Origin of the sequence: Clostridioides sp. ZZV15-6597, from assembly GCF_020657815.1 — a bacterium.
In the GTDB taxonomy this organism is placed as follows: domain Bacteria; phylum Bacillota; class Clostridia; order Peptostreptococcales; family Peptostreptococcaceae; genus Clostridioides.
Genome location: NZ_JAGWCT010000003.1, coordinates 11,993 through 31,119, shown reverse-complemented (window position 1 = coordinate 31,119; position 19,127 = coordinate 11,993). Strand labels below are relative to the sequence as shown.

Annotated in this window: 14 protein-coding genes; 10 read left to right on the top strand and 4 right to left on the bottom strand. The window is 28.9% G+C overall.

What is annotated here, in order from left to right; genetic code table 11:
* The first annotated feature begins 98 nt into the window (after positions 1-98).
* Complete coding sequence (locus tag KGF52_RS01420) at positions 99-563, top strand: VOC family protein (RefSeq protein WP_227838885.1); 465 nt, start codon at positions 99-101, stop codon at positions 561-563.
* Positions 564-978: 415 nt separating this feature from the next.
* Here KGF52_RS01420 and KGF52_RS01415 read toward each other — a convergent pair whose 3' ends face one another.
* Complete coding sequence (locus KGF52_RS01415) at positions 979-1,671, bottom strand: FCD domain-containing protein (protein WP_227838884.1); 693 nt, start codon at positions 1,669-1,671, stop codon at positions 979-981.
* Positions 1,672-1,696: 25 nt separating this feature from the next.
* Positions 1,697-2,884, bottom strand: coding sequence for an MFS transporter (locus KGF52_RS01410; protein ID WP_227838883.1), 1,188 nt, complete (start codon positions 2,882-2,884; stop codon positions 1,697-1,699).
* A gap of 341 nt (positions 2,885-3,225) precedes the next feature.
* Here KGF52_RS01410 and KGF52_RS01405 point away from each other — a divergent pair, with 341 nt between their 5' ends.
* From KGF52_RS01405 to KGF52_RS21555, 5 genes are all read left to right on the top strand, one after another.
* Positions 3,226-5,097, top strand: a complete 1,872-nt coding sequence (locus KGF52_RS01405) for a beta-glucoside-specific PTS transporter subunit IIABC (protein WP_227838882.1) — start codon at positions 3,226-3,228, stop codon at positions 5,095-5,097.
* A gap of 85 nt (positions 5,098-5,182) precedes the next feature.
* A complete protein-coding gene (locus tag KGF52_RS01400) occupies positions 5,183-6,589 on the top strand; it encodes a glycoside hydrolase family 1 protein (RefSeq protein ID WP_227838881.1) in 1,407 nt (468 codons plus the stop codon).
* Positions 6,590-6,613: 24 nt separating this feature from the next.
* On the top strand, positions 6,614-7,462 hold the full coding sequence (locus tag KGF52_RS01395) for a PRD domain-containing protein (protein ID WP_227838880.1): 849 nt from the start codon (positions 6,614-6,616) through the stop codon (positions 7,460-7,462).
* 417 nt (positions 7,463-7,879) lie between these two features.
* Entirely contained in the window at positions 7,880-8,359 is a 480-nt protein-coding gene (locus KGF52_RS01390) for a GyrI-like domain-containing protein (RefSeq protein ID WP_227838879.1), read from the top strand.
* A 438-nt stretch (positions 8,360-8,797) separates the two neighbouring features.
* A complete protein-coding gene (locus KGF52_RS21555) occupies positions 8,798-9,028 on the top strand; it encodes a VOC family protein (protein WP_413927380.1) in 231 nt (76 codons plus the stop codon).
* A 195-nt stretch (positions 9,029-9,223) separates the two neighbouring features.
* Here the strand turns inward: KGF52_RS21555 and KGF52_RS01380 are convergent, their stop codons facing one another.
* Positions 9,224-10,555 carry an MATE family efflux transporter gene (locus tag KGF52_RS01380; RefSeq protein ID WP_227838878.1) on the bottom strand — a complete coding sequence of 444 codons (1,332 nt, stop codon included), beginning with the start codon at positions 10,553-10,555 and terminating at the stop codon, positions 9,224-9,226.
* Between the two features lie 120 nt (positions 10,556-10,675).
* Between KGF52_RS01380 and KGF52_RS01375 the strand changes: the two genes are divergently transcribed.
* The 3 genes from KGF52_RS01375 (at position 10,676) to KGF52_RS01365 (ending at position 14,985) form a co-directional block, all read left to right on the top strand.
* Positions 10,676-11,569 carry a LysR family transcriptional regulator gene (locus KGF52_RS01375; protein ID WP_227838877.1) on the top strand — a complete coding sequence of 298 codons (894 nt, stop codon included), beginning with the start codon at positions 10,676-10,678 and terminating at the stop codon, positions 11,567-11,569.
* 333 nt (positions 11,570-11,902) lie between these two features.
* Entirely contained in the window at positions 11,903-12,757 is an 855-nt protein-coding gene (locus KGF52_RS01370; RefSeq protein ID WP_227838876.1) for a helix-turn-helix transcriptional regulator, read from the top strand.
* A 110-nt stretch (positions 12,758-12,867) separates the two neighbouring features.
* Positions 12,868-14,985 carry a UvrD-helicase domain-containing protein gene (locus tag KGF52_RS01365; RefSeq protein ID WP_227838875.1) on the top strand — a complete coding sequence of 706 codons (2,118 nt, stop codon included), beginning with the start codon at positions 12,868-12,870 and terminating at the stop codon, positions 14,983-14,985.
* A 319-nt stretch (positions 14,986-15,304) separates the two neighbouring features.
* Here the strand turns inward: KGF52_RS01365 and KGF52_RS01360 are convergent, their stop codons facing one another.
* On the bottom strand, positions 15,305-17,548 hold the full coding sequence (locus tag KGF52_RS01360; protein ID WP_227838874.1) for an excinuclease ABC subunit UvrA: 2,244 nt from the start codon (positions 17,546-17,548) through the stop codon (positions 15,305-15,307).
* Positions 17,549-17,964: 416 nt separating this feature from the next.
* On the opposite strand from KGF52_RS01360, the gene KGF52_RS01355 reads away from it, so the two are divergent.
* Positions 17,965-18,900 (top strand): penicillin-binding transpeptidase domain-containing protein, encoded by a 936-nt coding sequence (locus tag KGF52_RS01355; protein ID WP_227838873.1) that lies wholly within the window; start codon positions 17,965-17,967, stop codon positions 18,898-18,900.
* Positions 18,901-19,127: the final 227 nt, after the last annotated feature.

Below are 19,127 nucleotides of genomic sequence, written 5' to 3'. Positions count from 1 at the left end.
TGTTGACTTAAAAAATACAAAAAGCATGTCCGTTTTTTACAATATTTTTTTCTGGTGCAATGTTATAATCTATGTACTAATTTTAATGGAGGTAACTTATGAAATATGCAGGTTGTTTATTTGCAGTAAAAGATATTAAAATTGCTCGTAAATTCTATGAAGAATTATTTGATTTAAAAGTTATTGTTGACTATGGAAAAAACATTGCATTTGAGGGTGGGTTAGCATTACAAGAAGACTTTGATTGGTTGACAGGAATTTCAAAAGAAGATATGAAGAGCAAAGAGAATAACTGTGAAATATTTTTTGAAGCAAAACATTTTGAAGAGTTTATATCAAAACTAAATAAAAGAAATGATGTTACTTTACTTCATGGTGTAAAAGAAGCACCATGGGGGCAAAAGGTAGTTCGAATTTATGACTTGGATAACCATTTAATTGAAATAGGTGAGTCCATGAAATCAGTAGTTAATAGATTCCAAGAACAAGGTATGAATCTTAGTGAAATAGCTAGAAGAATGGATATAACTATTGATGATGTTAATCAAATTTTACAAGGCTAAATTATGGCTGATTAAGTAAATCTGAATATCAAATTAAGTAAGTCTGAATATCAAAATATAAAACAGTAAATTCTCATGATTTGCTGTTTTTTATATGCATAATTAAAGAAATGATATTATAATTATTAAAAATACACTAAACTAGGAAAAAAGAAATCTACCAAAGAATGCTTTATAATTGTTTATATTACAATCAATTTTATTTTTAAGTAACTAGTATATCTAATCTAATATTAATTATGATACTTAATAAAATAATCTGTGAATAGTAAAACAGAGCTTATTTGGACACTATGTTTAGTAGTATGTTAAAACAAGCTCTTTGTGGTACATATTAAAATATTTAGTTCTCTTAAGTATGAACTATCAGACCTATAATTTTACGAGTTTAACTATCAGACCTATAAATAGAAGTTTAATCTCGCTGAAATAACTGAATAACTCCCTCTAAATGGTTATACATTGATGTATAACCTAAATTAGCATTGTTACTATCAAAAGCCATCATTATCTCATGATGATGACTAATCATATCTTGCAGTGAGTTTCTATATTTAAAACCAAAGTATTGGTTAGAAGACACCGTTTTAGGTATTAGTTCATAATACTTTATAAAAATTGGATTATGAGAAGCTAAAATTATTTCTTTGTGAAATTGCAGGTCAGCATCATAACATTCTTCTATTAAGCCTTGAGAAACTTTGTCTAGTTCTTCTACAGATTTCAAGTAAGCATATCTTATTCTTTGAAGTTCTTCAGAGGTAGCATTTAAAATGGCTAACTTAGTGGCTTCACTTTCTATAAGTTGTCTTGCTCTTAAAGATTCAACATAAAATTCTTGTATATTATGATTTTTATAAACTTCGTTATCAGAAAAAAGGTCAACTTTTTTAAATCCTTCAACTATGGGACTTGAATAGGGAATAGACCTAAGTATTCCTTCTTTACAAAGTTTGTCTATAGCATTCCTTACAGGAATTCTACTTATATTAAATAATTCAGCAATCTTTCTCTCGCTTGGCAATTTACTATTAACTTTAAAAGTTCCATTTAGAATATTTTCTTTAATATAATCAATAATTTGTTCAGTGGCATTTAAATTTATCATAAAAACTCCTAAACATATAATTTTTTTATGATTGTATTATATCATAGTTAAGAGTTAAATTTAATTTTTTATAGTATGTATAAGACAATATGGAAGCAATTACAGCAATAAAAGCTAAAATAAAATAACCATATTGTATTGAAATATAATCTGATATTTTACCCACTAGCATTGGAAATATAGACATTCCTATAGCATAAACTGCTTGAAAAAACCCCATTGCAGTAGATTTTTGATACTTTGGTACATTTTTCATAGATTCGCTAGTAAGGTAAGAAAGAAGTATGCCCGTAGATATTCCTGGTAACGATTGTAGCATAAATATTATATTAATACTTTTTACTGTTGGAACTAGAAAGCAATAAACTGAAATCAAAAAAAACACTGAGGGAATCCAAAATTTTGGTCCATGTTTTGTACAAAATTTAGTAGAAGCAAATCCAGAAGATACAACAGCACATACCATGTAAAATATAGAAGATAGGCCTATAATGGTGGAGCTAGAGCCTAGTTCTTTAAGAATTTGAGTAGTAAATGACATTGTGGTAGACATTTGGATGCCTTGTTGAATCAATGCCATAAAAGAAAAAAATACAAGTCTTTTATCTTTGCATATAGATAAATAATTCTTAAATGGTATTTTTTCGGTTGTTTTTATTGAGTGATGATTTTTTACATTTAAGGCTAGAAGAGTACCAATGATTGAAGATATTACGCTCATAATACACAAATTTACCATTCCTAATTTTTCATAAAATAAGGTACTCATGACAAATCCAATTAACATTCCTAGGTTGTTTACCAAGATTATCGTACTTGTAGCTTTTTGTTGATGTTCTATGGAAAAAAAATCAGTGTAGTGAACCATGTAAGAAATCCAAGTTGATGAGGCTATTCCAGACAAGATATTAGCGATAAGAAAGCCTTCTCCTTTGGGAGAAAGAACTCTTATAAGAGATGCTAAACCAGCGAATAAAATTCCTGATAGTATAAATAGTTTATGCTTATTTACGGAATCTGCAAAAACTCCAACAGGAAGTCTTAGTAAACATTGTGAGATTCCATATGAGCCTATTATTATACCAATCATGTTTGTAGATACATTACATATACTTAAATATGGATTTTGAAAAGGTATGTATACATATTGTGAAAACCAGAAAAATACAACAATAGACAGTAAAAGTAGTTTTTGATTAAATATTTTTTTCATATTATCCTCCAGATGGTATATTTATAATGGAAATAATATACCATTTTTGTTATTAAATCAAGTATTTTAAGATTTAAAAAATAAATTTCAATATAAAAATAATAATTATTTGTTGAAAAATTATATTTTATAGTTGAATTAAGAAAACGCTTATGTTACTATAAAATTAACAAATTTGAATATTACAGTAGACGTGTTACTGGTGATGCAGGCAAGATCGAATCAATTTTTATAGGTTACCTATATAGTACTATGGGTATAATCTATTTATTTGGTTCGATTTTTTTGTTTAATTGGCCATAAAAACAAAAAGCCTATAATTGAAGATGGAGGATTAACATATGGATTATAAAAATGTAGCTCAAGAAATCCTACAAAATGTAGGTGGAAAAGAGAATATAAATGAAGTTACTCACTGTATGACAAGACTTAGATTCAAAGTAAAAAGTACTTCTAAGGTCAATAAGGATAAGTTATCTAAAACTGAGGGAGTAATAACTGTTGTAGAGAGTATGGGTCAGATACAAGTTGTAATTGGTAATAAAGTAAAAAAGGTGTATGATGAGGTTGTAAAAATGGTACCTCAATCAAGTGAAATAGATAAGAAAAGTGGAAATGAAGAAAAACAAGGTATAATGAACTCTATATTATCTGCTGTAGCTGGAATATTTACACCTACAATACCTGCTATAGCAGGGGTTGGTATGATTAAAGGTATTTTATCAGTTCTTGCTATGTATTATATGAATAAAAATGGTGTAGATATAAAAGAGACTCAAAGTTATATTATTCTAAATGCTATGGCTGATTCTATATTCTATTTTATGCCTATCATACTAGGGTATACTGCGGCTAAAGTGTTTAATGCAAATAAAATAATATCTATGGTATTAGGGGCAACACTTTGTTATCCAACTTTTACAGCTTTGATGGCAGGAGAAGAAACAGTTAGATTTTTAGGCTTGGCAGTAACAAAGGCCACATATACATCATCTGTTATTCCAATAATTATTGCTATATGGGCTCTTTCATATGTTGAGAAAATGCTGGAAAAGTATATACCTGAAGTAATTAAAATAATAATGGTTCCAACTTTATCATTAGTTATAATGTTACCTGCAACATTATTCTTATTTGGACCAATTGGGATATATGTAGGAAATGTTATAAACTTTGTTTACAAGTATATTTATGAACTAAGTCCTGCATTGTGTGGAGCATTCATAGGTGGATTATGGTGTGTATTGGTTATATTTGGTGCACATAGAGCACTACTACCAATAGGTATAAGTGATGTTGCTCAAACAGGAAGACAGAATTTATTGGCTTTTGCAGGAGCTGCAAACTTCTCGCAAGCAGGAGCTGCTCTAGGGGTGTTCTTTAAAACTAAAAATCAAGGATTAAAGACAATCTCTATGTCTGCAACTATAACGGCACTATTTGGTATAACTGAGCCTGCAATATATGGTGCTAATCTTAGGTTAAAAAAACCAATGGTATGTGCTGTAATATGTGGTGCAATCGGAGGTGGCATAATGGGAATGGGTGGCTCTTATGGTAACGCATTTGCAAACCAAGGTGTTTTAACTATACCTGTATATGCTGAAGCAGGAGTGTTAGGTTTTTTAAGTTATCTAGGAGGTTGTGCTATAGCATTTTTTGGTTCAGCAATTTTAACTTATTTGGTTGGGTTTGAAGACTTAGAAGAATCTTCTAAAGGAAATAGCTCTACTATAAAAGTAGAAACAAAAGAGGGAGTTATTGATATAACTTCACCTGTGGAAGGAGATTGTATAGAATTATCAGAAGTGAAAGATGATGTATTTGCATCAAAAGCTATGGGAGAAGGTATAGCTGTATTACCTACAAAAGGAGTAATAATAGCTCCTACTGATTGTGAAGTAGCTTCTTTATTTCCAACACTACATGCAATAGGATTAAAGCTAGATAATGGAGCAGAAATGTTAATACATGTTGGAATTAATACAGTAGAGTTAAATGGAAAACACTTTGTAAAACATGTTAATCAGGGCGATTTAGTTAAAAAAGGTGCTAAACTTATAACCTTTGATATAGATGAAATAAAAAAAGCTGGATATGATGTAACTACACCAGTTATAGTAAATAATACGTTTGATTTTGCGCAAGTGATTTCTTATAAATCTAGTCATGTATCTACAAATGATAAAATAATTTCATTAGTTAATAATTAAGTTGATTAGAACTATAAAGATTAACTCAGCGTAATAAATTAATAAATAAAACGATTAAAAAATTAATATAAAGGGAGTGACATTTATGAACACAGGATTTCCAAAAAATTTTTTATGGGGAGCATCATCTTCAGCATTTCAAGTGGAAGGAGCTTGGGATAAAGACAATAAAGGAAAAACAGTGGCTGATTACAATTCTTTTAAAAAGTCTCACTTGCAAGCAGACACTAAAGTAGCATCAGATTTTTATCATAATTATGAAGAAGATATTGAATTGATGAAAGAATTAGGAATGAAAACTTATCGTTTCTCAATTTCATGGGCAAGAATAATTCCAGATGGTGAAGGAGAAATAAACCAAAAAGGGCTAGATTTTTATAATAAAGTAATAGATAAATTGATAGAGTGTGACATTGAACCATTTGTAACTTTATATCACTTTGACCTGCCATTTACACTAGTGGAGAAGTATAATGGTTGGGAAAGTAGAGAGACTGTTTATGCTTTTGAAAGATTTGCCAAAGTATGCTTTGAGCACTTTGGAGATAGAGTGAAATATTGGCAACCTCATAATGAACAGAATTTAATAGTTAGAGTAGAAGAGAGAATTAATATATACAATGAAACAGACCCATGGAAGATAGATAAAATGCGTGCTCAAATGGATTATAATCTTTGTTTAGCCCATGCATTGGCTGTTAATGCATGCCATGAAATGATAGAAGGAAGCAAGATTGGAGCAGCAGTATCATCGTCTGTAACATATCCTCTTACATCTAAACCAGAAGATGTATACGCTGCAAGAATGAACGATAACTTTAAAGTGTACTACATGCTTGATATGCATTATTATGGAGAATATCCTGGGTATTATATGAATTATCTTGAGAAAAGAAATATAGTTCCTCATATGGAAGATGAAGATAAAGAAGTACTTAAAAAAGCTAAAATGGATTTTATAGCTGTAAATTATTATAGAACAAACTGTGCAGAGGCTTTACCTGAGGATTCACAACATCCATTTGGGTTAAGAGAAGGAACAGTTGACTTCAGTATGTATGGATTATTTAAAATGTCGATGAATCCTAATCTAAAGGCTTCAGAGTATGGTGCATCAATAGATTCATCAGGTCTTAGAGTTGCATTGAATGAATATTGGCAAAGGTATCACTTACCTGTTATAATAACGGAGAATGGGCTTGGAGCTAAAGATGTCCTTGAAGATGGTAAAATTCATGATGACTATCGTATAGATTATTTAAACAGTCACATAAATGCATGCAAATTAGCTATTGAAGATGGTGTAGAGATGATGGGATATTGTCTATGGTCATTTACAGACCTTTTAAGTTCTTCACAAGGTTTCAATAAACGTTATGGGCTTGTTTATATAAACAGGACAGACCACGAAACTTTAGATTTAAAAAGAATAAAGAAAGATAGTTTTTATTGGTATAAAGAAGTCATAGAGAGTAATGGAATAACAAAATAAATATAATATATTGAGGTTTTTAGTATGTACATTACAAAGGTATTAAATAATTCGTTGCTACTTGCAAAGGATGATAATGACGAAGAAATAATATTGATGGGAAAAGGAATTGGTCATAATTATAAGATTGGGTCTGAGTTAAATAAAGAAGATATAGAAAAAACTTTCGTTCTTTATGATGAAAATGTAAAAAAGAGTATTATACAACTTGCATCAGAAATAGATGCAGACTACTTTGGTATAGCTCAAATGATAATCTCATATGGAATAGAAAAGTATAACTTAAAACTTATGAACCATATATACTTGGCTTTAACTGACCACATCGCCTTTGCAGTGAGACGATTTAAAGAAGGTATAATGATTGAGAATTACTATTTGTTTGAAATTAAAGAATTTAATCCAAAAGAATATGATATAGGAAAATACGCGATTACTGTTTTTAAGGAGGTTCTTGGTTTAGAACTACCAGAAGAGGAAATTGGTAATATAGCAGGCCATTTTATAAATGCACAACAAGACAATCCTTATAGTGATAGAAATAAGAGAAGTGCTAAAATTGTAAATGCCATTTTACAAATAGTTCATTATCACTTTTCTATTGTATATAATAAAGAATCCTTTTATTATATGAGATTTGTAATGCATCTAAAGGCTTTTTCTCAAAGATTTCTGGCTAATGAACCATCAAAAGAAAAGATAGATTTTATATATAATCAAGTACGCAAAAATTGTAAAGAAGAATATGAATGTGTAAAAAAAATAGGAGCTTATATATACAAGGAATACTCTAGAAAATTGCCTAGGCAGGAGGAATTATATTTAATGATTCATATTCATAAGATTCTAGGCGAATTAGATGAAAACTGTTAAAATGTTTTAGAATATTAGTAATTTGATAATAAAAATAAGAATTAATTAAATTTAAATAATGGAATTATTTTAAGCGATAGTTGTCAAACTATCTCTTAATTTTATGCAGAAGGTACCTATAAAAGAAGCAATTTAACAAATATGTTTAATCTTAATGTTATTAATATATTAGAAGAACTACAAAGTCAATTTTACTTTTCTTTATGACTTTAAATGATAAATACTAGCTATTTAACAAGTAGAACTATTTTTTATTTGAATTATCCATTATTTTGTATATATCTACTTAAAATAAGAGCATTGTGTGACAAGCATCATAATATTGGTTTTGCTATACTATTAATATAAAAAATGCAACTAATAATAAAGATTACAAAACAGAGGCTAAGAAAAAAATAAAATAATGGAGGATATAAAATGGCTAGAATATCTAATATAACGATGGCTGAACAGCCTGAGTATTGCATTTTAGCAATACGAAAAACTATTGACTTTATGGTGGAATTTTCAGAGTTTTCACAGCAAAGTTTTCGAAAAATTTCCAACTATCTAGAAGAAAAGGGAATATTGTCTGCAGGAGCACCAATTGTATGTTTTCATAACATGGACTTGGAAAAATTAGATGTTGAAGTAGGTTTTCCTGTAACTAATCATTCTGTATTTAATCATATGGATACAGAAAATGAAATTTTGCAAAAGATTGTTCCAACACAGAAAATAATAACTGCAATTGATTTAGGACCATATGAACTGCAAGACCCTACACTTGAAGAATTATTTTTGTGGGCGAAGGATAGGGGATATGAACTTCATGGAGATATCTATTATCAGTATTTGAATGATTTAAATCGTCCTGAAAGCGAGTATCTCACTAAAATGATGTTACCTATTATATAAACAACAAAACTGAATAAAAATTCTGCGGACACATAGGTTTAACTGTAATAAAAAACAAGTTAACTAACATTTTACTATGAATGGTAGTTAACTTGTTTTTTATATGGATTGTTTATGATATGACACATTAAATTGTTATTTAATAAGTGACTGATAGACGTTTTTATTGAAAGTTACTACCTGTTATACGATAATAAGGACTTATTAGGGTAATTATTATAGTTGTGGTTTAATGATTGAGACATTGTCATAATATTTGCAAAATGATATAATCGAGAAGAAACAAGACAGATAAATAAAGGAGTAAATAATATGAAGATATATGATGTATTAACACGTTTTTATATTAAAGATATAGAAAATGCAATTCCTTTTTATTAAAATCTTTTAAAAGATAAATGTTCTTTACGTTTTTCTTATAAAGAAGTGGGGTTAGAGTTGGCTCAAGTAGGAAACATTTTACTGTTATCTGGTTCTGATACTGCTCTTAAACCATTTATAGAAACTAAAGCTACTTTTATGGTTGATTCTGTGGATGAATGGAGAAGTTATCTGCTACAAAGTGGAGCAGTAGTGATAAGAGATAAGAAAATAGTTCCTACAGGATATAATATGACAGTAAAACATCCAGATGGCACAATTATAGAGTATGTTCAGCATACAAAATAAAATTAGCTCAAAACATGGGATTAACTCAAACACAATATTAACTTAAAATAGAGTTACTAATAAATAGCTTAGGGTAATATATTATATACTCAAAAGTTTAATTTGTTAATCTTAACTCTGATATATTATAAATTAGATTAATATCTATCAAAATAAAAAAAGTTATTTACATAAAAGGTGAACTTTGGATAGAGTTCACCTTTCTATTTTTTTTGACCTATAAAAAATAATATACTGAAATGTTACAACAGAAAGCCATCCTATGCCAGTAGCAAATGCAATTGTCTTTAAACCAAATTGTTGAATAAACAAATAAGAAATAATAACACGAATTGATATATGTAAGATGGTTCCAATCACAGGAATATTTACTTTTCCACTTCCTCTATACCATCCAACAAATGCACTCCCTATAAAACATAAAACATAGAAAATAGCTATAGTTTTCATGTACTCTATGCCATTTATCATAATTCTACTATTGGAATTATTCGTCATAAATTCAATAGTAGTCCTTGCAAAGAAATACATTATCAAAGATAATCCAATTCCTAGACACACTAGGATAATCAATCCTGTATAAAATCCTTGTTTTGCTCTTTTTCTATTTTCATTTCCAGTATTTTGTGCGACAAATATAGAGATAGCCTCAGTACCACTATCACCAAAAGAATTAGCAAATCCTTCAATTCTTGTAGTAGCAGTATATGCTGTAATCATGTCTGTCCCCATTAGATTTACAGCTCCCTGTACTAGTAATTTTCCAATATATAAACTGGATTGATGAAGAGCTGAAATTAGACTATAGGATATAGTTAATTTTAGTAATTTCCATTCAAACTTCATATCTTCCCTTCCAAACAAAAGAAATGAAATGTTTTTTCTTATATAAATAAAACAAAGAATTGATGCAAGAGTCTGTGAAAGTACAGTTGCAGAAGCTGCTCCTTGGATTCCAAAATCACATACTGCAACAAAAACTATATCCAAAACAGTATTTATTATCATTGAAAACATTAAGATAATTAGAGCAGCTTTAGTATTTCCAACAGCTCTCAAGGCTGCCGATAATAAATTATAAAAATATGTTGCGATAAGTCCACAAAAAATAATATTTAGGTATGATATCGCAATACTTGAAACTTCTTGTGGTGTATGAATTAGATTTAGTAATGGAGAAAGTATAAATATTGCACATATACTTAATCCTAAAGTTAATATAATGCCAAAAACAGTTGCTAGAAAAGATTCTTTTCTAAATGAAGATAAATCACCAGCTCCATAAAAATGTGCAAATATAATTGATATACCTGTACAACTTCCACTTAGTACAAATATAAAAAGGTTCATAATAGTTCCAGCTACACCTACAGCAGCAAAAGCAGTTTGACTTACAAACCTACCAACTATAATAGCATCAATAGTATTATAAAGTTGTTGGAGTATATTTCCTAAGAGTAATGGGAACATGAGTATAAGCAATTCATTCCTTATGTTTCCCTCTGTTAAGTTAGTTGTATATTTCATAATGACACCTCGTTAAATCTTAAGATACAATTAGTTTACAGTCATATTAAATAATTGTAAAATGCTGTTTTTATCCATATAATATAAATAAATATTTATATTATGAATTGGGGTAAGATTATGACAGAACTTGAGATACAAGCTTTTTTGACTATTATAAAGCTAGGAAGCATTTCTGCTGCTGCTGAAAGTTTATATGTTACTCAGCCAGCCTTAAGTAGACGCATACATGCATTAGAAGCTGAATTGGGATACAAATTAATTAATCGAAAAAAAGGAATCCGAATATCAGAGTTGACAGAAGAAGGGAAGGCATTTGTTCCAATAGCAGAAAAATATAAAACTCTCTTACAAGAAGCTAAGTATATAACTAAGATTGATAGAAGTAAAATTCTAAATATATCCTCTATAGGAAGTGTTAGTTCATACATCCTTCCAGATGTATTTTCCTGTTTTATGAATACATATCCAGAGTATAATGTAAACTTTTACAACTATCATTCTTATGAAGCATACGATTATGTTTCCAAGGGTGAAGTTGATATAGCCCTTATTTCAGATGATATGTTTTTTAATAACATAGAAACAATACCAATATTTAAAGAAGCCATGTTGCTGGTAACAAGTTATGGCTCAAAATACAATGGGGAATTGCACCCATCTGTTTTAGATGTTGCGGATGAAATAAGACTTCCATGGAATCCTGAATATGATTTGTGGAATAACTTTTGGTTTCGCTCAACTCTTCAACCTAAAGTATTTTTAGACCAGATGTCTCTTTTAGAATATTTTATGAGACAAGAAAATGTATGGGCAATTGTGCCAGTGTCAGTAGCATATCATCTTAAGGAAATATCCAATATCGAGATACATTATATAAAGGATGCGCCACCAGATAGGTTTATTTATTACTTAGTTAAAGAATCTAATAAACAGGAAACAATAGCCAAATTTTTAGCTTTATTAAACAAAAAACTATTGCAAATTAAAGGATTGGAGTCTTTAATTAAATAATAGAAGAAAAGATAGTAAATTTGAAATTTTATTTTAAGCTAAATAAATTAAGTGTATATTTAAAAATAAAGAAGTATTTATATAAAGAAGAGTATTTCAAGAGAATATTAAGAATCTCAAATGAAATACTCTACTTTACTTTTTTATGATTATATTATATGAAGAAGTGGATATTATTAAGTTAGGAATATGTAAGAAAATTTGAAAATAGGTTATAGGATGAGATAGATGTATAAACAATAATTTTTACATTATAAAAAAGAGCAAGATTTATTAAATATGACTAAGAAGTAACTGATATAATGTCTCATGGATAAAAGGAGGAGAGCTGCAATGTTTTATAAAGTAAATAATGTTATAACTGCTATTGATTATATAGAGGAACATTTATCAGAAAAGCTGGACTTAGATATAGTTGCTAATGCTGTTCATTATTCAAAATATCATCTACATAGAACTTTCACAACTTCTGTTGGTTTGACAATGCATGATTATATAAAACGAAGAAAACTCACAGAGGCAGCAAAACTATTAGTATTTTCTAAAAAATCGATTATTGAAATTGCATTGATAGCTGGCTATGAAAGTCAACAAGCATTTACTTCTGTATTTAAAGATATGTATAAAAAATCTCCAAATAAATATCGAAAAGAACAAGAATTTTATCCTTTGCAGCTAAGATTTGTTTTGAAAAAAGATAATTTATTTTCAAAAAATATATCGGAATTAGAAAAAGATATTACACTTGCTAAGATATCTGATATACCATTATGGATGAATTTAGTCAGATTGGTTATAGATGGTTTTCCAAATTTACAGGAGGAAGAGTATATTTCTCAATTAAAACAATATATTTTGGAAGAAAGAGCCTTGATATTAAAATTTAATAACATTGCTATTGCAAATATGATATTTAATAAAGAAACTGGAAGCATTGACTTTTTTGGAATACACCCTCAATATCGTAATTCAGATATTGCACAGGTGTTTCTGAAAAAGGTTATTGAGAATTTTTTGATAGATACATCTATCTCAATCACAACTTTTAGAGAAGGAGATAAAGCTGATACAGGACATCGGAATATGATAAAGAAGTTAGGTTTTGCAGAAGCTGAATTACTGACTGAATTTGGGTATCCTACTCAAAAATTTGTTCTGTCTTCTGAGAATGATAAAGACAATGAATAGTACTAATGAGTTAACTAAATTTGAACCAAAGAGCAAGAATGATTAAAAAATTTAAAGTTCAATTCAGTATAATGATTTAAGATAATACTCAGTTGACAAGGAGGGTTCAAATGTCTAAAAATCAGCAATTAGAAAGTTGTAATTCTATCACATCTGTTTCTAAACATAATATATCTGAACAAAAGATAGAGTTAAAAACATCTTTTCCAGATGAGATTTCATATCTTATAGATATAAATAACAAGTTGGATAATTCTTTGGAGAAAGCAGAAAATTCAGTTGATAAACTTGATAGAGATTACATGGATGCTAAATTATATATGGTAAAGAATCGTGGAGAGATAGACCCACATGAAATGTTTCAGAATGAACTGGCACTAAAGCAAATAGATAGTTATGGGGCTTTTATGGTAAAAGTTCGAGACAAGATTGCTAAAATGAAAGATTCGCCATATTTTGCTAGGATAGATTTTAAACTAAAAGATGAAGATGATGATTCAAAGTATTATATTGGTCGATTTGCATTTGATTATGAAAATGAACTTCTAATACTCGATTGGCGTTCTCCAATGGCCAGTATGTTTTATGATTGTGAGATAGGGCCAGCAGGGTATAATGCACCACTAGGATGGATAGATGGAGAAATAACACGTAAACGACAGTTTAAAATTAAAAATGGAACACTGGAATATGTACTTGAAAGTTCTATGAATATACAAGATGATATTCTTCAACAGGAACTTAGTAATACTTCAGATGAAAAGATGAAATCCATCATTTCAACAATACAAAAAGAGCAAAATCAAATTATTAGAAATGACAAGGCTGACACTCTCATTATTCAAGGAGTAGCTGGTTCTGGAAAAACATCTATAGCATTACATCGAATTGCTTTTCTTCTTTATCGATTTAAAGATAAGATATCAGCAAATAATGTAATTATTCTATCACCTAATAAAGTCTTTGGTGACTATATTTCTAATGTACTTCCTGAGCTAGGAGAAGAACCCCTATGTGAATTAAGTTTTGAAGATATAGCCGAAGTTCAATTAGAACGAATTATTGATTTTGAAGGAGAAAAAGATTCTCTGGAAATAAATGATGTACAATGGGATGAAAGAGTACGTTTCAAGTCTACACTTGATTTTTTAAAGCTTATGGACAAATATATAAAGCAAATGCCAAATAGACTTTTTATTCCTAAAGATTATACTTTTGGAAGTTTTACAGCTAAAAGTGATTGGATACGAAGAAGATTTGATGCATATAACAAATATCCAGTTAAGCAAAGGCTAGAGATGGTAGCAGAAGATATTCGTTATAGATTTGAATCAGATAATATTATGGAAGAAGACTTACCAAAAGTAAAAAATATACTGAAAAGTCTAAATGGAATGCTAACAATAAAAAATACTCTGGCACTGTATAAGGACTTCTTCAAACAGATGAATATTCAAGATATGTTTGTAATGCCATCAAAGAAGACTCTGGAGTGGGCAGATGTGTATCCATTTATATATCTTCATGCTGCCTATGAAGGATTACAAGAAGACAAAGTGATAAGACACATTGTTATTGATGAAATGCAAGATTATACTCCTATTCAATATGCTGTAATAAACTTGCTTTTCAAATGTAAAAAGACTATCCTTGGAGATTTTGGACAACTAATCAACCCCAATCATCTACATACGTTAGATGATATGGTGCAGATTTATGATGGTGGAGAGTTAGTAATGTTAAATAAGAGTTATCGTTCTACTTTTGAGATTATTAATTTTGCCAAGAAAATTCAAAATATAACTTCACTGGAAGCTATAGAAAGACATGGTGAGGAGCCAGTTTTAATTAAATGCATCAATGAACAAGATGAGATAGATAAGATAAAAATGGAGATTGAGCAGTTTGAGGAAAGCAACAATGCTACCCTTGGTATTATACTAAAAACCAACAGTGAGGCTAAAGCAATCTATGATGTTATTAAGCAAGAATATGATGTTAATTTAATATCTCCTGAAAGCTCTAGTTTTGTAAAAGGCGTATCAATTACTTCTATTAAAATGTCAAAAGGGTTGGAGTTTGATGAAGTTGTTATTCCTTCAGTAAATAATAAAACATATTACAATGATTACGACCGTAGTTTATTATATATTGCTTGTACACGGGCTATGCATAGACTTAAGCTTACATACACTGGAAATTTAACGCAGTTGATAGAACTTAATTGAGATATATATAGTTTATATAAGCTTACCTAAGATTACTCTATAAATTATTCAATTATACAAGTTTAACGTTTGTGTATATAATTGTATTTGTTGAAATTTTTTTATTTTACCAATTATTTTGTTAATCATTTTGTTAATTCTATAGATTAAAGTATCTTCTATAGAATTAACAAAATATCAGCAGTACTATTTGAGGTAATTAGAACTGTACAAGCCATAAATAAAATATATAATTATGCATATTCTTATTTCGTACTTTAATAGATATTTTTTTAAATGAAAAAGCATTTCTTCTGTAGTTTTATTTACACCATTGTTCTTATTTTTTTATTGATTTTCTAAGAAAGTCTGATGTTATAGTATTACCTTTTTCAAGCATTTCTAATGGAGTACCTTCAAACACCACCTGCCCACCATTTTTACCACCATCAGGTCCAATATCAATCACCCAATCTGCTTGTTTTAAAACATCTAAATTATGTTCAATGATAATAACTGTATTACCTTCGTCTACTATTCTTTCAAAAATCAACATAAGCTTGTCAATGTCGGACATATGAAGACCAGTAGTTGGTTCATCTAGAATATATATAGTACCTTTTTTATTAAGATTTTTTGCTAGTTTAATTCTTTGACATTCTCCACCAGACAGTGTACTAAGTGGCTGCCCTAAAGTCATATAAGATAATCCCACATCTTTCATAGTTTGTAGTATTTTGCAAAGTTTCTTTTCTGTAAAGAATTCAAGAGATTCATCCACTGTCATAGAAAGAACTTCAACTATATTTTTACCCTTGTATAATTTAGACAGGACTTCTTCATTATATCTAGTACCTCTACAAGCTTCACATGTGTTAATAACAGGGTCCATAAATACCAGTTCTGTAACAAGTACTCCTTTTCCATTACAAATAGGACAAGCCCCTTTAGAATTAAAGCTGAATAAACTTTCGCCAACATTATTTTCCTTAGCAAAAAGTTTTCTTATCTCATCAAAAAAACCAAGAAATGTAGCTGGCATAGAGCGATTTGTAGTTGTGATAGGGTTTTGGTCAATTTTAATAACATCTTTTTCATATTTTTTTGCAAAAATACGAGAAATCAAAGTACTTTTACCAGAACCAGCAACTCCAGTAACAACTGTCATGATTCCAACTGGTATATCTATATCAACATTTTTTAGATTATGCAAACAAGCTCCTCTAATGGGAAGAAAGCTTTTTGCTTTACGAGTATTAGATTTTAGAGATAATGATAAATTCATGGCTTTTGAAGTAAGTGTATTTGCTAGAAGTAATTCATTATAGGTACCTTGAAATATAATATTTCCCCCATGTTTACCAGCATTTGGGCCAATATCTATAATCTCATCGGCTATAGATATGACATCTTTATCATGCTCTACTACCAAAACTGTATTTCCTCTGTCTCTAAGTTTTTTTAATAATTGATTCATACGATATACATCTCTTGGGTGCATTCCAGTGCTGGGTTCATCAAAAATATAAGTTAGACCTGTGAGACTACTTCCCATATAGCGTACAAGTTTTAATCTCTGGGCTTCTCCTCCAGATAGAGAAGTTGATTCCCTATTTAGATGTAAATAAGGAAGTCCAATATCAATCATTCTTTTTAAACCATCAGTAAGAGCGTTGACAACTGTTTCAACTTTTTTATCATTTATTTGAGAGAGTAAATTATAAAGTTCAGTAAATTCCATATTACCCATATCTGCTATAGAATACCCTAAAATAGTGCAGTTAAGTGCATCTTTATTTAATCTTTTTCCATGACATTGAGGACATTCCTCATCAGTTATAAGTCTTTCCGACTTTTCTTTGGTGTGTTTGCTCATATTGCTAATATCTCGATTTAGATATGTTTGATTGTACTTATTAAAAATACCTTCAACTTTTGAATTTTCAGGCTTGCTTTTTCCATCTCTTGAGCCATATAGCAATAAATTATATTCCTCCATAGAATAATACTTTAGAGGTTTATCTAAATCAAATAGTCCAGATTCAGCATATTGTTTCCAATACCATGAATTAGGTTTAAATAGAGAGTCATTTACACAACCTTCATTCCATGAATTTTCAGGATTTAGAATAGATTCAATATTAATCACTTTAACTCTACCAATTCCAGAACAGTTTTTGCACATACCATTTGGGTCATTAAACGAAAAGTAGGATGCTGTTCCTATATATGGTTTTCCAATTCTAGAAAATAATAATCTTAGTGAAGAATACAAATCGCTTATAGTTCCTACTGTAGAACGTGCATTGCCACCAAGAGGAGACTGGTCCACGATTACAGAAGCAGTTAAATTATCAATCAGTTCTACATGAGGTTTTTTGTATTTTGGAAGTCGACCTCTAATAAATGCTGAATATGTTTCATTCATTTGTCTTTGTGATTCTGCTGCAATTGTGTCAAATACAATACTTGATTTTCCAGAGCCAGAAACTCCAGTAAAGACAATGATTTTGTTTTTGGGAAGTTTAAGTGATATGTTTTTTAAATTATTATGTGTAAGTCCTTTTATTATGATATCTGACATAAATACTAAGTCCTTTCTTTATATATTTGAGTAGCGTAATTATATTATGTAGTTATATTATAATAAGATTAAAACCTATTTTCCTGATATATTCTGCTATATTACAGATATTATTTTTAAATTTGTTTACATTGTAAACAGTATTAATTAGTGATGTTGCATATAAAAAACAAAAATCCTATCATAGAACTTATTTAAAATTTAGTAAAAATGAGCGAGTTTAAAAGATTTAAATAACTTGACTTTTAAAACTTACTATTGTAGTATTTTAAATACTACAATAGTAAGTTTTAGGTGCGTATTCAGGCATAGTCTTACTACTTGAAGGGAGAGAATAATGTTATTGATAGTTATAATAGTGGTTTTTATAATATTAGAGGAGGATTATAGATATACATATTAGGAAGGAGTAAGGTATGAAAAGAAAAACAAGTTTTATTTTAATAATTATTCTATTAGTCATTGTGTTTATAGCAAAATATTTAATGGGAAGTAATCAAAATAATAAAGAACAAAATATTAAGAGTAACAATACAAATTTTAAATCAAATGAATTAGAGGCTAAAGATAGTACACAGGAGAAAAAAGATAAAGTTAATGTAGTTGATTATAGTGATTGTTTTAAAGATATTAGTGGAGGAGCTATTTTTTACAGTAGTAAAAATAAAGAATATAACATATATAACAAAGAATTAATTGAAACAAGGGCTTCACCTTGTTCTACTTTCAAAATAATTTCAACATTAATTGGTCTAGAAAAGGGAATAGTAAACTCAAAAGAATCAGTTATGGGGTATAATGGAACAATTTATGAGATTGAAGATTGGAATAGAAATCTTAATCTAGAAAAAGCATTTAAAGCATCTTGTGTTTGGTATCATAGAAAACTGATGAATCAAGTTGATGCTAAATTTGTTCAAAACACACTAGATAATCTAAAATATGGAAATTGTGACATTAGTGAGTGGGAAGGAAATTTAAAAAATGGAAGTAAAGATTTAAATGGGTTCTGGTTAGAATCTTCATTAAAAATATCTCCTAAAGAGCAAACACAAGTATTAGCTAAAATTTTTGAGGGTGATACAAGCTTTAAAAAAGAGAATATTAATCTCTTGAAGGACATTATGAAAATAGATATAAATGATAAGAAAATGAATGTATATGGTAAAACTGGAACAGGATTTGATGAAAAGAAGCAATGTGTTGATGCATGGTTTGTTGGTATGGTAGAAAATGAAGATGATACATATTACTTTGCTATTAAATCAGATGATTCTAATAAAGAAATTGGAGGACCAAAAGTAAAAGAGATTGCAATTGATATAATTAAGAAATATTACAGTACTATATAATAGACATAACTTTATACTAAAATATAGTTAAATTTAAGGAACTATGCAATGAATTGATAAATATATTGCATAGTTTTTATTTTATTTATATTATCTTAAGTAGATGTAAAAAGATATGAACAAAATTTAATAAAAAATAATCTTATATTGGTTAAAAATTATAAGGTGTTTATGTAAAGTATTATATTTAATTGAAAAGAGGATTTTAAGAGAGTGTAAACATTTAG